Consider the following 20,011-nt stretch of genomic DNA (forward strand, 5'->3'; position numbering starts at 1 on the left):
GAAATCACCCTCCAAGAGTGTCGGAGGGGTCAAGATTCAAACGTCGCCTCGGGGTCAGTATTCACCCGACGTCGACAAGCCTGCCTCGTGAGCCACCGTTCGCGATCCACTCCTCGGCGTAGGGCCCGAAGGGCGCGGTGCCGGCACGGTGGTCCCGGTACGTGCCACGCATCCGGTCGGCGCGGACTCCGGCGATGTGGTCCTGCGCTTCACGCTTCGTCGCGAACGTGCTCGGGGCGGTCATGGCGCGCCCGGCCGGGTCGGGATACCGCGCCTGCCACCGTCCTGAGGGAAGTTTCCGCACGCTCCCGAACGATGCCCGGTTGGACTTCTGCTTTCGGTCGCTCATCGGGCTCTCCTTGCTCGCGGTGGGGGTTACGGACTATCACTGACCGACCTGTCTGGAGGTGTCAATATAGCACCTGACCTGCGGTTTTCTTTCAATCCTACTCGTTCCTTCGTGTTATCTTGGGCACAACGGCACAGACGCCATCGGGGAGGCGAGGCAGGCGAGAGCCAGCCTCAGCCCGACCGCCAGAGAAGGACTCTGGGACGCACTCAACGCGACCCACAGGAGGTCCTCAACATGGCAAGACGGCCCGACAAGACCGAGGAGCGCGCCGCACTCACCGCGCGCCTCCTCGCCCACCCGATCCCCACGATCACCGTGGAGGAGTACGCGACCCTGGCCGACCGTGGACGCGCTCAGGCCTACGAGGACGTGCGCGAAGGCCGTGTCGAGGTTGACCGGCGCGGGCGCAACATTCGGGTGAAGTTGGTCCCGCTTATGCGGTCCCTCGGCTTCGACGTGGAGCCCACCCCGGCCCCGCTCCCGCGCTGAGGCAGCACCCGATGGATTCGACAACTCAGCACGAGGACGCCACAGCGGAGGCATGTGACCCGTTCGCTGGCCTCCGCGCGGCGATGGAACGGGTAAACCGCCGCCTGATCGAGTTCGAGCGAGCCGCCCGCGAAGAGGTTCCCGCATGACCGACGCACGCCTCCCCGGCCGGTGGCTCGTGGACCCCACCATTCGCACGCTCGGCGCTGACCGCTGGACCGTGTTCTCGTGGGCCCTGATGTGGAGCGCCGAGCAGGGCACAGACGGCCTGATACCGAGTCACATGCTTCCCCTGCTCCATCCAAGCGGAGCCACGACGAAGGACGCCGAAGCGCTCGTGAGCCTCGGCCTGTGGGAGGTCGAGGGTGACGGGTACCGGGTCCGAGAGTGGGGGCGCACGCAGTCCCTCGCTGCGGATGTGGAGCACCAGCGGGAGCGGAACAGGCGGAAGCAGCAGGCGTTCCGGGAGCGTGCCCGTCAGCAGGAGGACGTAACCGGTTACGTAACCGGGGAGTCCCCTAGGAGAGGAGAGGCTGAGGAGAGGCCAGGAGAGGCCAAGCCCTCCGAAGGTGACAAGACAACGCGCGCACGCACGCGCGCGAACGCTCACCGTGAAGGGCCCGACGAACGAATCCGCCGTCTCCTCGATGCCGCCGACGCGCTCGAAGCCGCGCCCAACCCGCCACCCGCCGCTGAATGGCCCGTCCGATCCATCCCCGAATGACCATCCAGACGAGAGGAGGCGGCATGTCCGCCATCGACACACCCGACCCCGACGAGTACCTCCTCGGGGACCGACCCCGCCCGCGGCGAGTCACGAAGATCGAGCGCGCCACGCGGAGGCAGGAGGCCATCGCGCTCCGCCGCGGAGGCGTCCCGGTGGATGCCATCGCCCAGCGCATGAAGGTCCACCCGAGCACCGTCTACGCGTGGATTCAGGACGCCATCCGGAACCTCCCGCGAGAGGAGGCGGAGGAACTCCGCGCCCTCGAACTCGACCGGCTCGACGCGATCTTCCGCGGCCACTTCGCTGCCGCCATCTCCGGGGACGTGCGCTCCGCTGACACCTGCCTGAAGGTCATGGAGCGCCGGGCGCGTCTCCTCAACCTGGACGCCGCCCCCACGGCCGGGCTGGAGCAGGTCGGGAACCTGCTCGACCGGCTCGTGCTCGGCACCGAGGAGGACTGAGGCATGGTCTACTCCCCTCCGCGCGAGTCCACATCTCTCGCCCTCGCGAAGCAGCGCCAACGTGACCACCACGACGTCTACCACGCCGCGCTCGCGTCGCTCCCCGCCGAACAGCGTGAAGCCGTCGCCAGGTACGTCGGCGCGGTGCGCGACGAGGCGGCCGCGCGCCGCGTGGAGGCCCGAGACGGAAGGGGCGGACGGTGAGCGCGCCCACCTACGATGCCGTGCACTACGCGCTCATCAAGACGCGAGGCTCCGCAGTGGGCGAGCCATGCTCTCACCCCACCTGCGACCGGCCCTCGACCGGCTGGGCGCTCCTCGACCACCCCACGCACATCGTCCTCAACTCCCACGGGAAGCCGGTGCGGCTCAGCATCGACCCCGACGCCTACGGCCCCGCATGCTCACGGCACAACGCCCAACTCGACCACGGCGGCAACTGGACCCTCTGCCCGCACGGACACGTCCGGTTCCTCTGGGGCACCGACTCCAAGGGCTCATGCCGGGGATGCCAGCGGTACCGGCACCGCAAGACCTCCCGCCAGAAGGTGGGGACCATCGCTCACGACGTGAGCACCGACAACACCGAAAGGGGGCGCTCTTGAACTCCGCGACGCTCATCCAGTCCACCGTCCAGGCTCGCGCCGACCTCCTCGCCACAGCCCTGATCCGCGACCCGCACCTGACGCCGGAGGGCCTCCGCGCCCGCCAGCGCCGCGAGGTCGAGGCCATCCGCGGACGCCTCGCCGCGCTCATGCCCCCGGAGCCCACCGCGCCCGACCGTCAGCCGGTCCTCGACGCCCTCACCCCGAAGGGTGCCGACGACATCGCGCTCCAGGCGCACCAGTGGGCGAAGGTGCGCGCCCTCCTCGACGCGGGGCGCGACCTGCCGACCATCATCGCGGACGCCGACCGAACCCGGCTCGCCGCGATCCTCGACAACCTGGAGACGATGCCCGAGGTCCTGGAGGACTCCCAGCCGGCCTCCGTGGTGGAGTTCATCCAGGGGGCCGTGTGGGACCGGCTCGTGCAGGTGGACCCTGCCGCCGAGCGCGTGGCCGTCGTCGAGCGCACGAACGCGCCCGCGGTGGCGTGGCGCACCATCCTGAAGGGCCTGCGCGAGACGGGCGAAATTCCGTTCGCGGGCCTCGTGCTCCTCCAGCAGTCGGATGCCGAGGCCTTCGACCTCCTGGTGGACGGTGACGCGGCCGTAGCCCCGGCACCGTCCGCGAACGCGATCCCGCTCCTCGTGGGCTCGCTGGAGCGAGTGCCCGCAGAGGCCTGAGCCCTCCCGGCGGCCGAGGGGCGGGCTGGCCTACCCGGCTGGCCCACCTCTCTGGCTGTCTCCGCCCGTCTCCGGCGATCGCACCGCGTCTGGCCCCGCTCCACCCGCAGACGAGGGCCGCGGCTGCAGAGGCGGCGCAGGCGGCGTCATGCGAGCGGACCTAAGCCACTCGCATCGTGCTTCTGCGGGTTCCCCTTCGGCGTTCGCCACGTGATCAGGTCCCTGATGGAGTGATCCTGTCCGTGCATCGCGCTGAGATACGAGACTAGGTACCCCTGATTGGCGGTCTCGCGACGCCGCTCACGCTCCTCGCGCCGCTCGCGCTCCTCCCGCTTCCAGGTGGCGAGCGCGCCAGGGAAGTCCAAGTCGATGAACTCGCCGTCCTCCAATCGCGGGGCCGTGCCCACAACCGTCTCCTCATCCACGGTTACCTGCACGCGCACATCTGCCGCGGCGTCGGAACCCAGGTTCTTGACGCGATACACGCCCGGACGCTCCCAACGGCAATCCCAGTCGATGCGGTGGAGTTCCGCGGCCCGCTCCACCTCATCCTTCGCGATCCGGTTGGCCTCCTCCGCGATCCGGTTGGCCTCGGCCGCGAGGTCATTCGCCGCCTTCGCCTCGTCGCGCGCCTTGCCTGCCTGGACGAGGCCCACGATGCCCACGACCAGGCCGCCCGCACCGAACAGCGCCGCTGCGCCGACTCCCCACCACGTCGCTATCGCGTTCGCCCACTCTGCCTCTTCCACAGGGCGAGGCTACTGGGGACCTCAGACGGGCTCCGCGAAGGCCCATCGTGCAAGAGTCAGGGACCGCGAATCGATGCCCTCCAGACCCCTCCCGAGTCCGTCGAGCGCGTGCCATCCGCGTGCCACTAGGGGCCGTCACGTGCCATAACTCGGGATCACAGACGATCACGACGGATGCCCCAGTTCTGCGCGGTCATGCGGGATTCCGGGGATCGGTGTAGCGCCGGGCACCTATCTTCCAAACTGATGGTGCGGGTTCGATTCCCGTCATCCCCTCCGTGTGGGAATTCCAGATCAGCGTCGTTTCTGCGTGCGCTGAGCGCAGGTCGGGGCGTCGCGTCCGCTCACGCCCGCCTGCGGGCTCCCAGCACCTGCACGACGTGCGTGAACGTCATCAGCAGGATGCCGCCGAGGAGGTTCCCCGCGGCGGCGATGAGGAAGCCCGTCGCGAGGTCGCCGGCATCGACCGCGGCGCCGAGCCACCACCCGAGCAGGAGGTGGGTCTCCGACACCACCACGTGGTCGAAGGGTCCGAGCGCCACGAGGAACCCGACCAGGTAGGCGAGGCCGGCACGCGCGACGACCTGGTCGGTCGCGTGCAGCAGGTACGACATGAGGGTGATGAGCGCGCCGGCGGCGACGCTCCGGGCCAGCGTCGCCCACCCGTCCCGGCTCGCGAGATCCTCGGCGATCCGCACGAGGACCTCCGGCGCACCGTCGGGAAGCGCCTGCGGCACGACGAAGATCGCCGCCATCATCGCGGCGCCGGCCAGGTTCAGGACCAGGACGATTCCCCAGAGCCGCAGGAGCCGCAGCACCCGCGCGCGACCGGGTTCTTCGAGGACCGCCGCGACCGGGTCGAAGAAGTTCTCGGAGAACAACTCGGTCCGGCCGACGACGAGGAACACGAACCCGATGCCGAACGCCAGGGCTCCGGCGATGCGGCCCGGGCCGGGACCGAGTGCCGATCCGACGTCCGCATCCGTGATGGCGAGCGCCACGATGCCGAAGACGATGGTGATGCCCGCGATGAGGGCGCCGGCAGCCTGCTCGAGGGCGGGCATCGCCAGTCGATGCCGGCCCTCGGCCTTCGCGCGGTCGTACATTGCGGTGCTCGTCGACGTCCGGCTCATGGGTCGGCACGGTAGCCGCCGTGCGTCGGCGCCGCGAGCGCCTTCACATATCCCGGCGATCGCGGTATCCGACGCGGGCCACGGCGTGGCCGTGCCCGCCGAACGGTGTCAATCCCCCTGCGAGTACGCGGGGAATCCGGCGGCCCCGGCGTACGTTGGCCCTACCGTGGCATCCGTACGGAACCAGTGGAAGGGGACCACATGACCGACTCGAAGACCGCACCGAAGTCCAAGGCGCCGATGAGCGGCGCCGACCCCGAGGTCGCCTCGGGGGTCTCTCAGTTCTTCACCCCGCTCGTGCACGAGCTCACCGTGCTGGCGATCAACGGCAAGCAGGCGCACTGGAACGTGCGCGGCCGCGACTTCCTCGAGGTCCACGAGTTCCTCGACACGGTCGTCGACCACGCTCAGGAGTGGGCCGATCTCGCCGCCGAGCGCGTCGTCGCATTGGGGCTGCCGATCGACGCGCGACTCGCGACGATCGCCTCCGAGACCGACGCCGCGAACCCGAAGGCCGGCTTCAAGCAGTCGGATGACACGATCGCCGACGTGGTCGCGCAGATCGACGTCGCGACCGCTCGCGTGAACGCCGCGATCGAGGGGCTGGAGGAACTCGACCCGGCGAGCCAGGACGTGGCCATCGCCATCCGCCAGGGTCTCGACAAGGACCGGTGGTTCCTCGCCGCGCACGTCAGCGTGAAGTAGCGCGGAACCGCACGCCGCACCGGGAGGTGCGGCCGGACGGGCCCGGGTGCAGAATGCCGCCATGGTGGATGCACCCGGGCCCGACCCGTCTCCGCCGCCGAGCGACGGCCCTGCGGCGACCGCGGCCGACCTGACCGACGCGCAGAAGTCGCTGCGCGCGCAGATGCTGGCGACCGAGCACTGGAGCCTCCTCGCATCGCGGAGCACCACGCAGAGCGAGGTCCTGACGCGCATCGCGATCTTCCTCACGCTCGTGTCGGCAGGGCTCGTGACACTCGGCGTCCTGGGCAACGCGACGCAGTTCCGGGGGTGGTTCGGCGTCGCCGCGCTCGGCGTGCTGCTGCTGCTCGCACTGCTCGGCCTCATCACGCAGAAGCGCGCGTTCAATGCGTCGCTCGACGACCTCATGTACGTGGTGGCGATGAACCGCCTGCGGGGCGCCTACCTCGATCTCGACCCCGGCCTCGCGCCGTACTTCATCTCCTCGGCGGATGACGACGAGGCCGGCAGCATCCGCACGTACTACGCGTTCGGTCCGCGTCCGGGCCAGATCCTGGCGAGTTCGGCGATGATCATCTCCGTGGTCGAGGGCGCGGTGCTCGGGCTGTTCGCCGGCGGGGTCGTCCTCGGCCTCGGCGGCGCGATCTGGCTGGCGATCACGGTCGGCGTGATCGTCGGCGTCGGGTCGCTCGTCCTCTGGATGGTGGTCGGCTTCCGCGGCTATCGCGACCTCTTCGACCGACACGAACCGCTGCGCACCACGAGCGGCGCATGACGGGCATCGGCGATCTCCGGGGCTAGCGGCGCAGCCAGGCGAGCACCGCGAGCACCCGGCGGTGGTCGGTGCCGGAGTCCTCGAGGCCGAGCTTCTGGAAGATCGCGGTGACGTTCTTCTCCACCGCGCCGACGCCGATGAACAGCTGCGAGGCGATGCCGGCATTCGTCCGCCCCTCAGCCATGAGCTCGAGCACCTCGCGCTCGCGCGGGGTGAGCGAGGCGAGCGGATCGCCGCGGCGGGCGAGCAGTTCGCGCACGACCTGCGGATCGAGCACCGTGCCGCCGTCGCGGATCCTCAGCACGGCGTCCTGGAGGTCGTCGAGCGACGCGACGCGGTCCTTCAGCAGGTACCCCATGCCGCCCTCCGCCGACGACAGGAGTTCGTGCGCGTAGGTGCCCTCGACGTACTGGCTGAGGAGCAGCACGCCGGTCCCCGGACGCCGCCGGCGCAGTTCGATCGCGGCCCGCACGCCCTCGTCGCGGAAGGTCGGCGGCATGCGCACGTCGAGCACCGCGACATCCGGTTCGGCCGTCGACAGCTCGGCGAGGAGCGCCTCGGCATCGCCGTAGGCGCCGACCGTCTCGAACCCGGCCTCGTCGAAGAGTCGGACGAGCCCCTCGCGGAGGAGCATCGAGTCCTCGGCGAGGACCACGCGGACGGGTCGGCCGGACGGCACGGTTTGGCTCACGCGGACACCCTATCGACGGGAGTGGACGGGAAGTGCGCGCCGATCACCGTCGGCCCGCCGGCCGGGCTGTCGACGAGGAGCACGCCGCCCAGCCCGCGAACGCGCTCGTCGAGGCCCGCGAGGCCGTGCCCGGGCACCGCGGCCGCTCCCCCGCGGCCGTTGTCGGTGACCCAGAGGTCGAGCCAGCGCCCGGTCGCGCCCGTGTCGCGTTCGGCGACGCGCAGGCGGACGGCGCTCGCGCCCGAGTGCTTGGCGGCGTTCGTGAGCAGCTCGGCGGCGATGAAGTAGGCGTTGCGCTCGATCGCGGCCGGGAGCGCGGCATCCGCCGGAAGCAGCCATTCGAGCTCGACGGGCACCGGACTGCGCGCGGCGAGCGATTCGAGCGCGCTCGCGAGCCCTCGGTCCTGCAGCAGCGGCGGCGCGAAGCCGCGGGAGAGGGCTCGGAGCTCGTCGAGCGTGTCGCGCGCCTGGTCGCGCGCCTCCCCGAGGAGCCCCTTCGCGGCCTCCGGGTCGGCGTCGAGCTTGCGCTCGATCGCGGCGAGGTCCATCTGCAGGCGAACGAGGCGCTGCTGGGGGCCGTCGTGGATGTCGCGTTCGAGGCGCCGGAGCGCGGCATCCTCGGCCTGCACCGCCGCGCCGCGCGAAGCGGAGAGCTGCTCCACCTGTCGTTCCAGCGCCTCGGAACGCCACGCGCCGAGGATGCCGCGACCGATGCCGTCGTGCATCCAGGTGAGTCCGGCGGCGACGAGCGGGAGCGTGAGGAGGAACACCGCGCCGAGGACGAACTGGGCGATGGACTCGAGCACGAGGGGGTCGAGGGCGAGCGTGTCGGACGTGCCCGGCGCGATGCGGTCGAGGAGCCACTCGGCAGGCCAGACGTCGCGCGAGTCGTTCGGCAGGAAGACCGCCCAGATCCAGTACGTGATCCCGCCGAGTGCGATCGAGACCCAGACGACCGTCACGGTCCAGCTGAACAGCGAGACGATCGGCGCGACGACCATGCCGTGCAGCAGGTACAGCCAGTAGTGCCCGTCGACGAACGGCGCGAAGAACGCGCGCCACGGGCCGTCGCCGGCGATGACCGGGCGGTCCCATCGGGGTCGGCGGATCGCCGGCCGCCCCGCCCACTCGAGCCGGACGAGCTCGAGCACGCCGAAGCCGCGGGCCGCGTACAGCGCGGCGACGACGATCGCGAGCCCGACGACGACCACGAGCAGGCTGACGCCGGTCGAGAAGAGCGTCACGAGCGTCACGAAGGCGACGAGGGCCACCGGGAATCCGAGGAGCAGGTAGCCGAGTTCGCGCGGCAGGCCCGCCCAGAGGCGGCCGTAGCCGCGGCGGCGGGGCGCGGCATCCGTCGGGGTGGCGGTCGCGCCGGGCACGGCGGGGTCAGTGAGCGTGGTCATCGTCGGTCTCCTCGGTCATCGTCGCACGCTGACCGGGTTCGACGACCGTGAACCGGCCCATCATCCCCTGGTCCTCGTGCAGCAGCAGGTGGCAGTGGTACATGTACGGCGTGTCCGGGTCGGCGTAGTCCTCGAACCGCAGGACGAGCTCGTACCGGCTGCCGGGGCGGGCGAGGATCGTGTCCTTCCACCCGGCGAGCTCGGCGGCAGGCGGGGCGCCGTCGACAGCAGCGATGCGGAACTGCACGTCGTGCACGTGGAAGCTGTGCGGCATCTCGCTGACGTTCTCGACGACCCAGCGTTCGGTGGTGTCGACCGTGACGGTCTCGTCGACGTGGTCCATGCGCATGGTGCGGCCGTTGATCTCGAACCCGTCGAGGCGGAACGTGCGGGTCGTCGCGACGTCGCCCTCGTCGACCTCGGGCAGCTCGGCGAGCCGCGGGGGCAGGTCGGGCGCGGGGTCGAGCGTGTCCGCGGCGCGCAGTTCGAGCACGTCGAACGCGTCGGTCGCGCCGTTCATCGCCGCGATGGGCGGCTTCAGGCCCGCCGCCTCCGGGGTCATCACCGACTGGAGCCGCAGCTGCTCGCCGGGCGTCATCCGCACCAGCACCTCGGCGCGCTCGCCGGGCGACAGCACGACGCGGTCGAGGGCGACGGATGCCTCGAGCAGCCCGCCGTCCGTCGCGATGAGGTCGACCGCGCGCCCGTCCTCCCACCCGAAGGCGTAGGTGCGCGCGGTCGAGGCGTTCAGCAGGCGCAGCCGGACGAGCTCGTCGCCGACCTCCGCGTACGGGGCGCGGGCGCCGTTCACGACGAGCTCGTCGCCCATGCGGCCCGCGAAGCCGCGGGCGGCCGACTCGAGCCGGCCGTCGTCGGTGAACGCGGCGTCCTGCACGACGACGGGCAGGTCGTCGACGCCGTACTCGCGCGGCAGCGGCAGGGACGTCTCGACGTCGTCGCGGACGAGGAACAGGCCCGCGAGGCCGCGGGCGACGTGCTGCTCGGTCTCGCCGTGCGGGTGCGGGTGGTACCAGAGCGTCGCGGCCTGCTGGTCGACCTCCCACTCGGGCGACCAGGTCTCCCCCGGGTCGACCATCTGGTGCGGTCCGCCGTCCATCTCGGCGGGCAGGTGCATGCCGTGCCAGTGCACGGTCGTGGGCTCGTCGAGCGCGTTGGCGACGTCGACGCGGATCCGCTCGCCGCGCTCGGCGACGATCGTGGGTCCGAGGTAGGCGCCGTCGAACCCCCAGGTCTCGCTCGGCACGCCGGGCGCGAACTCGGTCGTGCCGGCCTGCGCCTCGAGCGAGAACACGCGCGTGCCGTCGGCGGCGACGCTCGACTCGGCGAGCGGCGGGACGGGCAGGGCCGTGTCGAAGTCGACCTCGCCGATCGTGGAGACGGGGGTCGGGCCGACGAGCCCGCACCCCGCGAACGCGAGGGCGACGGCGGCGCCGATGGCCGCCGAGGCGGCCGTGGCGGCGAATGCGCGCGGACGTCGCAGCCGCGGTCGCGGGCGTTCGGGGCGGGGAGGCGGGGCGGTCCGGTCGATCATGCTTCGAGCCTCGCGGGCGACGCTCCCGCGACCCAGCCGACGGCCACCCGGGTCGGCACGGGGGTTCGCCGCCGTCCGCGCGGGGGTGGACCGGAGGCGGGCTCGCGCGCCGGCGGATCAGAGGGCGTCGTGCGTCGCGCGTCCGCCGAGCAGCGTGAGCGCCACCGGCATCCGCCTGAGGTCGTCGACGGATGCCGCGAGCGGATCGCGCTCGACGACGGCGAGGTCGGCGACCATGCCCGCGCGCACCTCGGCACCGGCGCCGTCGGTCGACGCGGCGAGCGCCGCCCGCGCGTCGAGGGCCTGCTCCGGATGCCACGGCTCGCGGCCGCCGCGGGAACGCCCGACCGCGGCGGCGATCGCGATCCACGGGTCGAGGGGTGCCACGGGTGCGTCGGAGCCGAGCGCGAGCTCGACGCCGGCCGCCGCGAGGTCGCACAGCATGAACGCACGCTCGGTGCGGCCGGCCCAGTAGACGTCGGCGACGTCGCGGTCGTCCATGGCGTGCTCGGGCTGCACGCTCGCGACGATGCCGAGCGCGGCGAAGCGCGCCAGGTCGTCGCGTCGCAGCAGCTGGGCGTGCTCGATCGACGCGCGCCCGTGCCAGCCGACGGGCCGTACGGCCTCGAGCGCGTCGAGCGCGCGCTCGTTCGCCCGGTCTCCGATCGCGTGGACGGCGGGCGCGAGCCCGATGCGCTCAGCATGCCGCAGGTGCGGGACGAGTTCGTCGTAGGGCACGTTCACGACGCCGTGCGGGTGCTCGTCGGCGCCGAGCCCGGGGTACGGGTCGACGCACCACGCCGTGCGCGTGTTCAGCGAGCCGTCGGTGATCACCTTGTACGGGCCGACGCGCACGAGTCCGGCGGTGCCCGCCACCTCGTCGCCGGTGCGGAGGCCCTCGACCTCGGCGCGGTCGAGGCCCTGCGTGTAGACGCCGAACCGCACGCGGAGCGCGTCGGCGCCGTTCGCCGCGCGGCGCGCCCAGTCGTCGCGGTTCCAGCGCATCTCGAGGTCGACCACGCCGACCACGCCGCGCGCGGCGGCCGCTCGCGACGCCTCGTCGACCCACGCGTCGAGCACGTCGTCGGGCAGGTCGTCGAGTTCGCGCACGAGCCGGAAGCAGTCGTCCTCGCGGAGCACGCCGCTCTCCCCCGCCTCCTCGGCGAGCCCGTGCCGCCGCGCGGCGGCGCGGTTCACCCAGCACGAGTGCAGGTCGGCGGCGACGAGCACGACCGGCACGTCGCCGGAGACCGCATCGAGCGCGTCGATCGTCGGGGCATCGGGCCAGAGCCCGTCGCGGTAGCCGAAGCCGACGACCTCGTCGGCGCCGCCGGTGACGGATGCCGCGACGAGCGTGACGGACTCGGCCGCCGACGCGACATGGCCGAGGTCGAGTCGCCGCGACACCATCGCCCACTGCGAGAGGTGCACGTGGCGATCCCACAGCCCGGGGACGATCCAGCGGCCGGCGAGCTCGAGGCGCCGGGCGCCGGGGATCGGCGCGACGCTGCCCGCCGGGGCGACGGTGCGCACGACATCGCCGTCGACGTGGACGTCGACGGGCAGCGCCTCGCCGGGCAGGCGCCCGCCGGCCAGGACCAGCGATTCCTCCGGATCCGGCGTCGCAGGGTGGTCGCTCATCGGTGCTCGCTCATTCCGCTCCTACGCCTGGCAGTTCGGGCACCAGTACAGCTTCCGGGCGCCCATCTCCTCGAGGAGGATGTTCGTCCCGCAGACGCGGCACGGCAGCCCCTCGCGCTTGTAGACCCAGTGCCGGTCGTCGCGGTTGGCCATCGCGGCGCGCCACGCCTCGCCCTCGAGGCCGTCCATGGTCATCATCTGGCCCGTCTCGACGCCGATGCGCAGCAGCCGGGACCAGTCTCGCCAGAGTTCGCGGACGGTCTCCTCGGGCACGAGCCGGCCCGGCGTGTGCGGGTTCAGGCGAGCGCGGAAGAGCAGCTCGGCGCGGTAGACGTTGCCGATGCCGGAGACGACGTTCTGGTCCATCAGCAGCAGTCCGATGGGCGTGGGCTTCCGGCGGACGACCCTCGTGAAGCGATCCTCGGCGTCGGCGCCGGGATCGAGCAGCGGGTCGGGGCCCAGCCTGGCGACGACCGCCTCCACCTGGGCCGGGTCGAGCACCTCGCAGGCGGTGGGTCCGCGCAGGTCGGCGACGACGGTGTCGGTGAGCAGGCGCACGCGCACCTGCCCGACGGGCTCGGGCGGGAAGGCCTCGAGCTCCGCGCCCTCCTTCTCCGACTCCGACATGCGCAGCCTCGTGCGCCGGGGCGCGCCGATCGAGGTGACCGAGTTCTCGCCCGCGGAATCGAACACGACGGCGTCGGGGTTCGGGCCCCCGAGGAAGGTGCCCCTCTGGTTCGTCTGGCCCATGCGGCCGTTCGCCGAGGCGATCGTGGCGTCCATCAGGATGTCGCCCGCGAAGTCCCACGCGCCGTACATGCCGAGGTGGACCCGGAGCCACCGGTCGCCCTCGAAGCCGAGGAACATCTGCTTGCCGACGGCGCGCGCGTCGGTCATCCGCCGCCCGTCGAGGTCGGCCGCGCCCTCGGCGAACCGGCCCTGCGGGCTCGACGCGCGCACGAGCCGGCCGACGAAGTTGCGCTCGAACTGCCGGGTGATGCGGTGGACGGAATGGCCTTCCGGCACCGGCTACTCCGCGGGCGCGCCGACGGCGCGACCGGTCGACCCGTCGACGTCGACGCCCTTGCCGGCGATGTCGCCCGTGGTCTCGTACTCGGCGAGCTGGCCGATGCGGCGCACGTGCCGCTCGTCGCCCGAGAACGGCTCGGCGATGAACGCGTCGATGTAGCGGATCGCCTCCTCCACCGTGTGCTGGCGGGCACCGATCGAGATCACGTTCGCGTCGTTGTGCTGGCGGGCGAGGATCGCGGTGTCCATGCTCCACACGAGCGCGGCGCGGATGCCGGCCACCTTGTTCGCCGCGATCTGCTCGCCGTTGCCCGACCCGCCGAAGACCACGCCCAGCGTCTTCACGCCCGCGGCCTGGTCGCGCACCACGGCGAGCGCGGCGTTGATGCAGAAGGCCGGGTAGTCGTCGAGCGCGTCGAACTCGGCGGGGCCGTGGTCGACGACCTCGTGCCCGCCGTTGGTGAGGTGCGCCTGGAGCGTCCGGCTGAACTCGAGGCCGGCGTGGTCGGTCGCGATGTGGATGCGCATGCGCCAAGTCTAGGGATCGCCGGTCCCCTCCCGGGCCGGATGCCGCGCGGCTAGGCTGATCTGGTTGCCCGCGCCACGAACGCCGGGCCGACGCATCCGTTCGACGCAGATGGAGACCTGAGTGCCTGGAGAGAACCTCACCCGCATCGAGGCCGAGGAGCGCGCCGCGCTCGTCACGGTGCACGACTACGACGTCCGGCTGGACGTCACCACCGGTCCGGAGGTGTTCCGGTCGGAGACCACCGTGCGCTTCGCCGCCCGGCAGGGCGCGGCGACCTTCATCGACGCGATCACCGCGGCCGTGCACTCGGTCACCCTGAACGGCCGCGAGCTCGACCCCGCCGAAGTGAGCGACGGCGTCCGCATCCGGCTGGACGACCTGGCCGACGAGAACGAGCTGACCGTCGTCGCCGACGGCCGCTACATGCACACGGGCGAGGGCCTGCACCGGTTCGTCGACCCCGTGGACGACGAGGTGTACCTCTACACCCAGTTCGAGGTGCCCGACTCGCGTCGCATGTACGCCGTCTTCGAGCAGCCCGACCTGAAGGCCGCGTTCCGCTTCACGGTCACCGCGCCCGCGCACTGGCAGGTCGTGTCGAACTCGCCGACGCCCGAGCCCGCCGACGCGCACGAGGGCGCGAAGACGTGGGCGTTCGAGCCGACGCCGCGCATCTCGAGCTACATCACGGCGCTCATCGCCGGCCCGTACGACGTCGTGCGCGACGAGCTCACCAGCTCCGACGGCCGCGTGGTCCCGCTGGGCGTGTTCGCGCGCAAGAGCCTGTCGGAGTACCTCGACGCCGACTACGTGTTCGAGAAGACCAAGCAGGGCTTCGAGTACTTCGAGCGCAAGTTCGGCGTGCCCTACCCGTTCGCCAAGTACGACCAGCTCTTCGTGCCCGAGTACAACGCCGGCGCGATGGAGAACGCGGGTGCGGTCACGTTCACCGAGGTGTACGTCTTCCGCTCGAAGGTGACGGATGCGATCCGCGAGCGCCGGGTCGTCACGATCCTGCACGAGCTCGCGCACATGTGGTTCGGCGACCTCGTGACCATGAAGTGGTGGAACGACCTCTGGCTGAACGAATCGTTCGCCGAGTGGGCGTCGACCATCGCGACCGCCGAGGCCACGGAGTGGGAGGGCGCCTGGACGACCTTCAACGCCATGGAGAAGAGCTGGGCGTACCGCCAGGACCAGCTGCCGTCGACGCACCCGATCGTCGCCGAGATCCGCGACCTCGAGGACGTGCTGGTGAACTTCGACGGGATCACCTACGCCAAGGGCGGCTCGGTGCTGAAGCAGCTCGTCGCCTGGGTCGGCGTCGACGAGTTCTTCGCCGGGGTGTCGGCATACTTCCGCAAGCACGCGTGGGGCAACACGACGCTCGCCGACCTGCTCGCCGAGCTCGAGACCGCGAGCGGCCGCGACCTGTCGGGCTGGGGGAAGCTCTGGCTCGAGACCGCCGGCGTGAACACGCTGCGTCCCGAGATCGAGACCGGCGACGACGGCCGCATCACCTCGTTCGCCGTGCTGCAGTCGGCGATCGAGGAGTACCCGACGATCCGCCCGCACCGCCTCGCGATCGGCTTCTACAACCTCGCCGACGGCAAGCTCGTGCGCGACCACCGCGTGGAGCTCGACGTCGACGGCGAGCGCACCGAGGTCGCCGAGCTCGTCGGCCTCGCCCGCCCAGACCTGGTGCTGCTCAACGACGACGACCTCGCCTATGCGAAGATCCGCCTCGACGCGGCCTCGCACGGCGTGGCGCTCGCGAACCTGTCGGAGATCGAGGACCCGCTGGCCCGCGCCCTCGTGTGGAGCTCCGTGTGGGATGCCACGCGCGACGCCGAGACCCGGGCGAGCGACTACCTCGCGCTCGTGCTCGGCAACATCGCGAGCGAGACCGAGTCGACGACGCTGCGCATCGTGCTCGCCAACTCGATCCTCGCGGCGAGCGCGTACACCGACCCGGCCCGCCGGGCCGACACGCTCCGGCTCCTCGCCGACGGCTTCTGGGACCTCGCGCAGGAAGCCGAGGCGGGCAGCGACGCGCAGTTCCAGTTCGTGAAGTCGTTCGCCGCGATCGCGGAGCACGGGTCGAACCTCGATGCGCTCGAGGACCTGTACGCGGGCACGGCGTCGCTCGAGGCCCTCGCCGTCGACACCGACCTCGGCTGGGAGCTGCTCATCGCCCTCGCCGCGGCGGGCCGCGCGAGCGACGCCGAGATCGAGGCGCGCCTCGCCGAGGACGACACCGTCACCGGACGCGAGGCCGCCGCGAAGGCGCGCGCCGCGATCCCCACGGCCGAGGCGAAGGAGCGCGCCTGGGCGTCGCTCGTCGACACCGACACCGCGACGAACTCCATCGTCCGCGACACGGCGATCGGGTTCGTGCGGTCCGCAGACCTGACGCTCCTCGAGGGCTTCGTCGAGCGGTACTTCGCGATGATCGGCCGGGTCTGGACCGAGCGGAGCTACGCGATCGCGGAGAAGCTCGTCGACGGCCTCTACCCGTCGACGCTCGCGAACCGCACCCTCGCGGACGCCTCGCGGAGCTGGCTCGACGCCAACCCCGACGCACCCGCCGCGCTCCGCCGCCTCGTGGTCGAGAACCTCGCGGGCGTCGACCGCTCGCTGGCCGCGCAGGCGCGCGACGCTCAGGCCGCCTGATGTCGGGGCGCCCCGACCTCACGCGGGCGGAGGCGGAGGAGCGCGCCGCGCTCCTCTCCTCCCCCGCCTACGAGGTCACGCTCGACCTCACGGGCGACGACGGCCGGTTCCGGTCCGACACGCTCGTCCGCTTCGCCGCGACGCCCGGCGCCTCGACCTTCATCGAGGCGACCACGGCCGACCTGCACGAGGTCGTCCTGAACGGACGCCGGCTCGACGCGGCGGAGGTGTCCGACGGGTTCCGGATCCGGCTCGACGGGCTCGAGGCCGAGAACGAGCTGCTCGTCCTGTCGACGCGGGAGTACACGAACACCGGCGAGGGCCTGCACCGGTTCGTCGACCCCGTCGACGGCGAGGCGTACCTCTACACCGAGTTCGCGGTCGCCGAGGCCAACCGCGTCTACGCGGTGTTCGACCAGCCCGACCTCAAGGCGTCCGTGCGGTTCACGATCACCGCACCCGAGCACTGGAGCGTGCTGAGCAACGCGCCCTCGCCCGAGCCGCACCCCGCGGCATCCGGCACCGCGGTCTGGGCCTTCGAGACCGGGCCCGTCATCTCGAGCTACATCGTCGCGATCATCGGCGGACCGTACGCGTCGTGGCACTCGTCGGCGACGAGCCGCGACGGGCGCGAGGTGCCGCTCGGCCTCTTCACGCGGGCCTCGCTCGCGCAGCACGCCGAGCCCGACGTGATGTTCGAGCTCGTCCGCGACGGCCTCGCGTTCTACGAGGACGCGTTCGGCGTGCCGTACCCGTACGGCAAGTACGACCAGGTGTTCGTGCCCGAGTACAACTGGGGCGCCATGGAGAACGTCGGCGCGGTCACGTTCAACGAGGGCTACCTCTTCCGCTCGCGCGTGTCCGACGCGCGCCGCGAGCAGCGCGCGATCGTGGTGCTGCACGAGCTCAGCCACATGTGGTTCGGCAACTCGGTGACGATGCGCTGGTGGAACGACCTGTGGCTCAACGAGTCGTTCGCGACCTGGGCGTCCACGCTCGCCACCTCGCGCGTCACGGAGTTCACCGACGTGTGGGCGACGTTCGCGACCGACGAGAAGACGCACGCCGCCGAGCAGGACCAGCTGCCCTCGACCCATCCGATCGTCGCCGAGATCCGCGACCTCGGCGACGTCGAGGTGAACTTCGACGCCATCACCTACGACAAGGGTGCGTCGGTGCTGAAGCAGCTCGTCGCGTGGGTCGGGCTGGAGGCCTTCCAGCGCGGCGTGGGCGCGTACCTCGCCCGCCACTCGGGCGGCAACGCCACGCTCGCCGACCTCCTCGAGGAACTCGAGCGCGCCGGCGGCCGCGACCTCGCCGACTGGTCGGCGAAGTGGCTCGAGACCGCGGGCGTGAACACGCTGCGGCTCGAGGTCGAGACGGATGCCGCGGGCGTGATCACCCGCGCTCGGGTCAGGCAGTCGGCGGCCGCGTCGCACCCGACGCTGCGCCCGCACCGCGTCGCGATCGGGTCCTACGACGACGTCGACGGTCGGCTCGCGCGAGTGCACCGGGTCGAGCTCGACGTCGACGGCGCATCCACCGAGGTGCCCGAGCTCGTTGGCCTCGCTCGGCCCGCGCTGCTGCTCGTGAACGACGACGACCTCACCTACGCGAAGGTGCGACTTGACGACGCCTCGTTCGCCGTCGCCCGCGACCGGCTGTCCGCGCTCGACGATCCCGTCGCCCGCGCCGTGATCCTCGGGTCGGCGTGGGACGGCGTGCGCGACGCCGAGATCGCCGCGTCCGACTTCGTGCGGCTCGTGGTCGCGAACGTCGGGCACGAGACGCAGTCGGCCGCACGAGCGCTCGCGCTGTCGCGGCTCGAGCTCGCGGCATCCAGGTACCTCGCCGACCACCACCGCGACGTGCTCGCGGAGGAGGCCGCGGACGCGATCTGGGCTCTCGCGGAGCTCGCTTCGGAGGGGTCCGACGCCCAGCTCCAGTTCGTGAAGGCCTTCACCCGGCTGGCCTGCGCACCCGCGCACGCCGACGTGCTCGAGGCGCTCGCGACCGGGGAGACGCGCCTGCCAGGGCTGCAGGTCGACCTCGACCTGCGCTGGGAGATCGTGATCGCCCGCGCGACGCTCGGCGCGGCCACGGACGACGAGATCGCCGCGGCGCTCGCGGCGGACGACACCGCGAAGGGCCGGCAGCTGGCCGAGACCGCGCGCGCCGCCCGCCCCGACCAGGCGTCGAAGGATGCCGCGTGGCGCCGGGTCGCGACCGACACCTCGCTCTCGAACGACCTCGCGCGCGCGATCGCCGACGGCTGGCAGCGCACCGCCGATCCCGCGCTCCTCGCCGGGACGGCCGGCGACTACCTCGGCATGCTCGACCGCGCCTGGTCGGAGCGGAGCTACACGATGGCCTCCCTCATCGTGCGACGCCTGTTCCCGGCCCCCGTGGTCGACACGGCACTCGCCGCGCAGGTCCGCGACTGGCTCGACGCGCACCAGGAGCCCGCGCCGCTGCACCGCCTGGTCTCCGAGCAACTCAGCGAGCTCGAGCGCGCGCTCGCCGCCCGCGAGTACGACGCGGCCACAGCCGGCTGAGCGGACCCGTTCGCATCCGACGCGGCCCGTCGGTCGCCCGCACCGGGCGCCCGACGGGCCGCCGGCCGCTCCGGGGGCGCGTCCAGCGACCGCCCCGATCGCCCTCAGTAGAATTCGAGCATCATGCGCCCGTCCGAACCGACCGACCCCGAGCAGGTCGACATCTGGGTCCAGCTCGACGGCTTCTGGCAGACCTGGTACGGCCAGGTGCTGTCGAACGTCATCCAGGTCGCCGCGATCGTCGCGATCGCGCTCATCGTGCGGTGGCTCCTGCACATCGTGATCCGCCGCACCGTGAACCGGATCGTCACGGGCGTCAAGCGCAAGCAGGACGTGACCGACACGCAGGCGCTGAACGCCGCCTCCCCGCTCGCGGCGGTGCGCGTCGTCCAGCGCACGCGCACGCTCGGCTCCGTGCTCACGAACATCGTCAACGTGACGATCGCCGTGATCGTGGTGCTCCTCGTGGTGCAGGTGCTCGCCCCCGACATCCTCGGCTCGTTCACGCTGCTCTCCGCCGCGATCGGCGCCGGCCTCGGCTTCGGCGCGCAGAACATCGTCAAGGACGCCCTGAACGGCATGTTCATGGTCGTCGAGGACCAGCTCGGCGTCGGCGACATCGTCGACCTCGGCCACGCGACCGGCATCGTCGAGGAGGTCCGCATCCGGGTGACCTCGGTGCGCGACGTCAACGGCACCCTGTGGTTCGTCCGCAACGGCGAGATCACCCGGGTCGGCAACATGTCGCAGGGTTGGGCGCGCGTCATCATCGACCTCGCCGTGCCGTACACGGCCGACGTCGAGGAGGTCGAGACGGCCATGCTGGCCACGGCGAGCGAGATGGCCAAGTCGGGCAAGTGGCGCTCCCGCGTACTCGAGAAGCCCGAGATCTGGGGCCTCGAGTCGGTCTCCGACGACGCGATGGTCATCCGCATCGTGATGAAGGTCCGGACCTCCGCCAAGGACGACGTCGCGCGGGAGCTCCGGGTGCGCCTGAAGCGCACGCTCGACGCGATGGACCTCAGCCTGCCGAGCCTCTCCAGCGTCGTGCTCACGGGCTTCGAGGGGGTCACGCGCGTCAAGGGCGCGAAGCCGCCGAAGACCGAACCGAACCCCGTGGTCGAACGACAGCAGCCGAGCAAGCGCCTGCTGCGCGCGATGCGCGCCGCCCGGACCGTGACCGGCACGGGCAGCATCCCCACGACGCCGGACACCGATGCCGACACCGGCCCGAAGGACACCCCGTGAGCCTGCCCGAC

Annotated in this window: 19 protein-coding genes; 11 read left to right on the top strand and 8 right to left on the bottom strand. The window is 71.9% G+C overall.

The window, feature by feature from the left end:
- Positions 1 to 586: 586 nt before the first annotated feature.
- The 6 genes from ACQ393_RS02960 (at position 587) to ACQ393_RS02985 (ending at position 3,314) form a co-directional block, all read left to right on the top strand.
- Positions 587 to 841: a hypothetical protein gene (locus ACQ393_RS02960; RefSeq protein WP_430645343.1), complete on the top strand. Its 255-nt coding sequence runs from the start codon at positions 587 to 589 to the stop codon at positions 839 to 841.
- Between the two features lie 145 nt (positions 842 to 986).
- Positions 987 to 1,565, top strand: a complete 579-nt coding sequence (locus ACQ393_RS02965; RefSeq protein WP_430645344.1) for a hypothetical protein — start codon at positions 987 to 989, stop codon at positions 1,563 to 1,565.
- A 23-nt stretch (positions 1,566 to 1,588) separates the two neighbouring features.
- A complete protein-coding gene (locus ACQ393_RS02970; protein ID WP_430645345.1) occupies positions 1,589 to 2,029 on the top strand; it encodes a helix-turn-helix domain-containing protein in 441 nt (146 codons plus the stop codon).
- A 3-nt stretch (positions 2,030 to 2,032) separates the two neighbouring features.
- Positions 2,033 to 2,233, top strand: a complete 201-nt coding sequence (locus ACQ393_RS02975) for a hypothetical protein (RefSeq protein ID WP_430645346.1) — start codon at positions 2,033 to 2,035, stop codon at positions 2,231 to 2,233.
- The gene (locus ACQ393_RS02980) at positions 2,230 to 2,634 is read left to right on the top strand and encodes a hypothetical protein (RefSeq protein WP_430645347.1); all 405 of its coding nucleotides are present in this window, start codon (positions 2,230 to 2,232) and stop codon (positions 2,632 to 2,634) included. The genes ACQ393_RS02975 and ACQ393_RS02980 overlap by 4 nt, the downstream gene beginning before the upstream one ends.
- Entirely contained in the window at positions 2,631 to 3,314 is a 684-nt protein-coding gene (locus tag ACQ393_RS02985) for a hypothetical protein (protein WP_430645348.1), read from the top strand. Before ACQ393_RS02980 ends, ACQ393_RS02985 begins: the two co-directional genes overlap by 4 nt.
- Before the next feature lie 146 nt (positions 3,315 to 3,460).
- On the opposite strand, the gene ACQ393_RS02990 is transcribed toward ACQ393_RS02985, so the two are convergent.
- Together ACQ393_RS02990 and ACQ393_RS02995 are read right to left on the bottom strand one after the other, a co-directional pair.
- The gene (locus ACQ393_RS02990) at positions 3,461 to 4,063 is read right to left on the bottom strand and encodes a hypothetical protein (RefSeq protein ID WP_430645349.1); all 603 of its coding nucleotides are present in this window, start codon (positions 4,061 to 4,063) and stop codon (positions 3,461 to 3,463) included.
- Positions 4,064 to 4,407: 344 nt separating this feature from the next.
- Positions 4,408 to 5,169 (bottom strand): formate/nitrite transporter family protein, encoded by a 762-nt coding sequence (locus ACQ393_RS02995; protein WP_430645350.1) that lies wholly within the window; start codon positions 5,167 to 5,169, stop codon positions 4,408 to 4,410.
- Positions 5,170 to 5,397: 228 nt separating this feature from the next.
- Here ACQ393_RS02995 and ACQ393_RS03000 point away from each other — a divergent pair, with 228 nt between their 5' ends.
- Entirely contained in the window at positions 5,398 to 5,901 is a 504-nt protein-coding gene (locus ACQ393_RS03000; protein ID WP_430645351.1) for a Dps family protein, read from the top strand.
- A 61-nt stretch (positions 5,902 to 5,962) separates the two neighbouring features.
- Complete coding sequence (locus ACQ393_RS03005; RefSeq protein ID WP_430645352.1) at positions 5,963 to 6,676, top strand: hypothetical protein; 714 nt, start codon at positions 5,963 to 5,965, stop codon at positions 6,674 to 6,676.
- A gap of 22 nt (positions 6,677 to 6,698) precedes the next feature.
- Here the strand turns inward: ACQ393_RS03005 and ACQ393_RS03010 are convergent, their stop codons facing one another.
- The 6 genes from ACQ393_RS03010 to ACQ393_RS03035 form a co-directional block, all read right to left on the bottom strand.
- A complete protein-coding gene (locus tag ACQ393_RS03010) occupies positions 6,699 to 7,367 on the bottom strand; it encodes a response regulator transcription factor (RefSeq protein ID WP_430645353.1) in 669 nt (222 codons plus the stop codon).
- Positions 7,364 to 8,773, bottom strand: coding sequence for a sensor histidine kinase (locus ACQ393_RS03015; RefSeq protein WP_430645354.1), 1,410 nt, complete (start codon positions 8,771 to 8,773; stop codon positions 7,364 to 7,366). The genes ACQ393_RS03010 and ACQ393_RS03015 overlap by 4 nt, the downstream gene beginning before the upstream one ends.
- A complete protein-coding gene (locus ACQ393_RS03020; RefSeq protein ID WP_430645355.1) occupies positions 8,757 to 10,325 on the bottom strand; it encodes a multicopper oxidase family protein in 1,569 nt (522 codons plus the stop codon). The genes ACQ393_RS03015 and ACQ393_RS03020 overlap by 17 nt, the downstream gene beginning before the upstream one ends.
- A 117-nt stretch (positions 10,326 to 10,442) precedes the next feature.
- Positions 10,443 to 11,966 carry an amidohydrolase gene (locus ACQ393_RS03025; protein ID WP_430645356.1) on the bottom strand — a complete coding sequence of 508 codons (1,524 nt, stop codon included), beginning with the start codon at positions 11,964 to 11,966 and terminating at the stop codon, positions 10,443 to 10,445.
- Positions 11,967 to 11,987: 21 nt separating this feature from the next.
- Positions 11,988 to 12,992: an Fpg/Nei family DNA glycosylase gene (locus ACQ393_RS03030; protein WP_430645357.1), complete on the bottom strand. Its 1,005-nt coding sequence runs from the start codon at positions 12,990 to 12,992 to the stop codon at positions 11,988 to 11,990.
- 3 nt (positions 12,993 to 12,995) lie between these two features.
- The gene (locus ACQ393_RS03035; protein WP_430645358.1) at positions 12,996 to 13,523 is read right to left on the bottom strand and encodes a ribose-5-phosphate isomerase; all 528 of its coding nucleotides are present in this window, start codon (positions 13,521 to 13,523) and stop codon (positions 12,996 to 12,998) included.
- A 121-nt stretch (positions 13,524 to 13,644) separates the two neighbouring features.
- On the opposite strand from ACQ393_RS03035, the gene pepN (ACQ393_RS03040) reads away from it, so the two are divergent.
- The 3 genes from pepN (ACQ393_RS03040) (at position 13,645) to ACQ393_RS03050 (ending at position 20,000) form a co-directional block, all read left to right on the top strand.
- Positions 13,645 to 16,197, top strand: coding sequence for an aminopeptidase N (pepN, locus tag ACQ393_RS03040; protein ID WP_430645359.1), 2,553 nt, complete (start codon positions 13,645 to 13,647; stop codon positions 16,195 to 16,197).
- A complete protein-coding gene (gene pepN, locus ACQ393_RS03045; RefSeq protein ID WP_430645360.1) occupies positions 16,197 to 18,752 on the top strand; it encodes an aminopeptidase N in 2,556 nt (851 codons plus the stop codon). The genes pepN (ACQ393_RS03040) and pepN (ACQ393_RS03045) overlap by 1 nt, the downstream gene beginning before the upstream one ends.
- A 123-nt stretch (positions 18,753 to 18,875) precedes the next feature.
- Entirely contained in the window at positions 18,876 to 20,000 is a 1,125-nt protein-coding gene (locus tag ACQ393_RS03050; protein WP_430645361.1) for a mechanosensitive ion channel family protein, read from the top strand.
- Positions 20,001 to 20,011 lie beyond the last annotated feature (11 nt).

This window comes from Agromyces sp. GXS1127, assembly GCF_050565425.1.
Lineage (GTDB): Bacteria > Actinomycetota > Actinomycetes > Actinomycetales > Microbacteriaceae > Agromyces.

Coding starts and splice junctions, on each gene's coding strand:
- ACQ393_RS02960 (WP_430645343.1), top strand. CDS start 587: ATGGCAAGACGGCCCGACAAGACCGAGGAGCGCGCCGCACTCACCGCG.
- ACQ393_RS02965 (WP_430645344.1), top strand. CDS start 987: ATGACCGACGCACGCCTCCCCGGCCGGTGGCTCGTGGACCCCACCATT.
- ACQ393_RS02970 (WP_430645345.1), top strand. CDS start 1,589: ATGTCCGCCATCGACACACCCGACCCCGACGAGTACCTCCTCGGGGAC.
- ACQ393_RS02975 (WP_430645346.1), top strand. CDS start 2,033: ATGGTCTACTCCCCTCCGCGCGAGTCCACATCTCTCGCCCTCGCGAAG.
- ACQ393_RS02995 (WP_430645350.1), bottom strand. CDS start 5,169: ATGTACGACCGCGCGAAGGCCGAGGGCCGGCATCGACTGGCGATGCCC.
- ACQ393_RS03000 (WP_430645351.1), top strand. CDS start 5,398: ATGACCGACTCGAAGACCGCACCGAAGTCCAAGGCGCCGATGAGCGGC.
- ACQ393_RS03005 (WP_430645352.1), top strand. CDS start 5,963: ATGGTGGATGCACCCGGGCCCGACCCGTCTCCGCCGCCGAGCGACGGC.
- ACQ393_RS03015 (WP_430645354.1), bottom strand. CDS start 8,773: ATGACCACGCTCACTGACCCCGCCGTGCCCGGCGCGACCGCCACCCCG.
- ACQ393_RS03020 (WP_430645355.1), bottom strand. CDS start 10,325: ATGATCGACCGGACCGCCCCGCCTCCCCGCCCCGAACGCCCGCGACCG.
- ACQ393_RS03025 (WP_430645356.1), bottom strand. CDS start 11,966: ATGAGCGACCACCCTGCGACGCCGGATCCGGAGGAATCGCTGGTCCTG.
- ACQ393_RS03035 (WP_430645358.1), bottom strand. CDS start 13,523: ATGCGCATCCACATCGCGACCGACCACGCCGGCCTCGAGTTCAGCCGG.
- pepN (WP_430645360.1), top strand. CDS start 16,197: ATGTCGGGGCGCCCCGACCTCACGCGGGCGGAGGCGGAGGAGCGCGCC.
- ACQ393_RS03050 (WP_430645361.1), top strand. CDS start 18,876: ATGCGCCCGTCCGAACCGACCGACCCCGAGCAGGTCGACATCTGGGTC.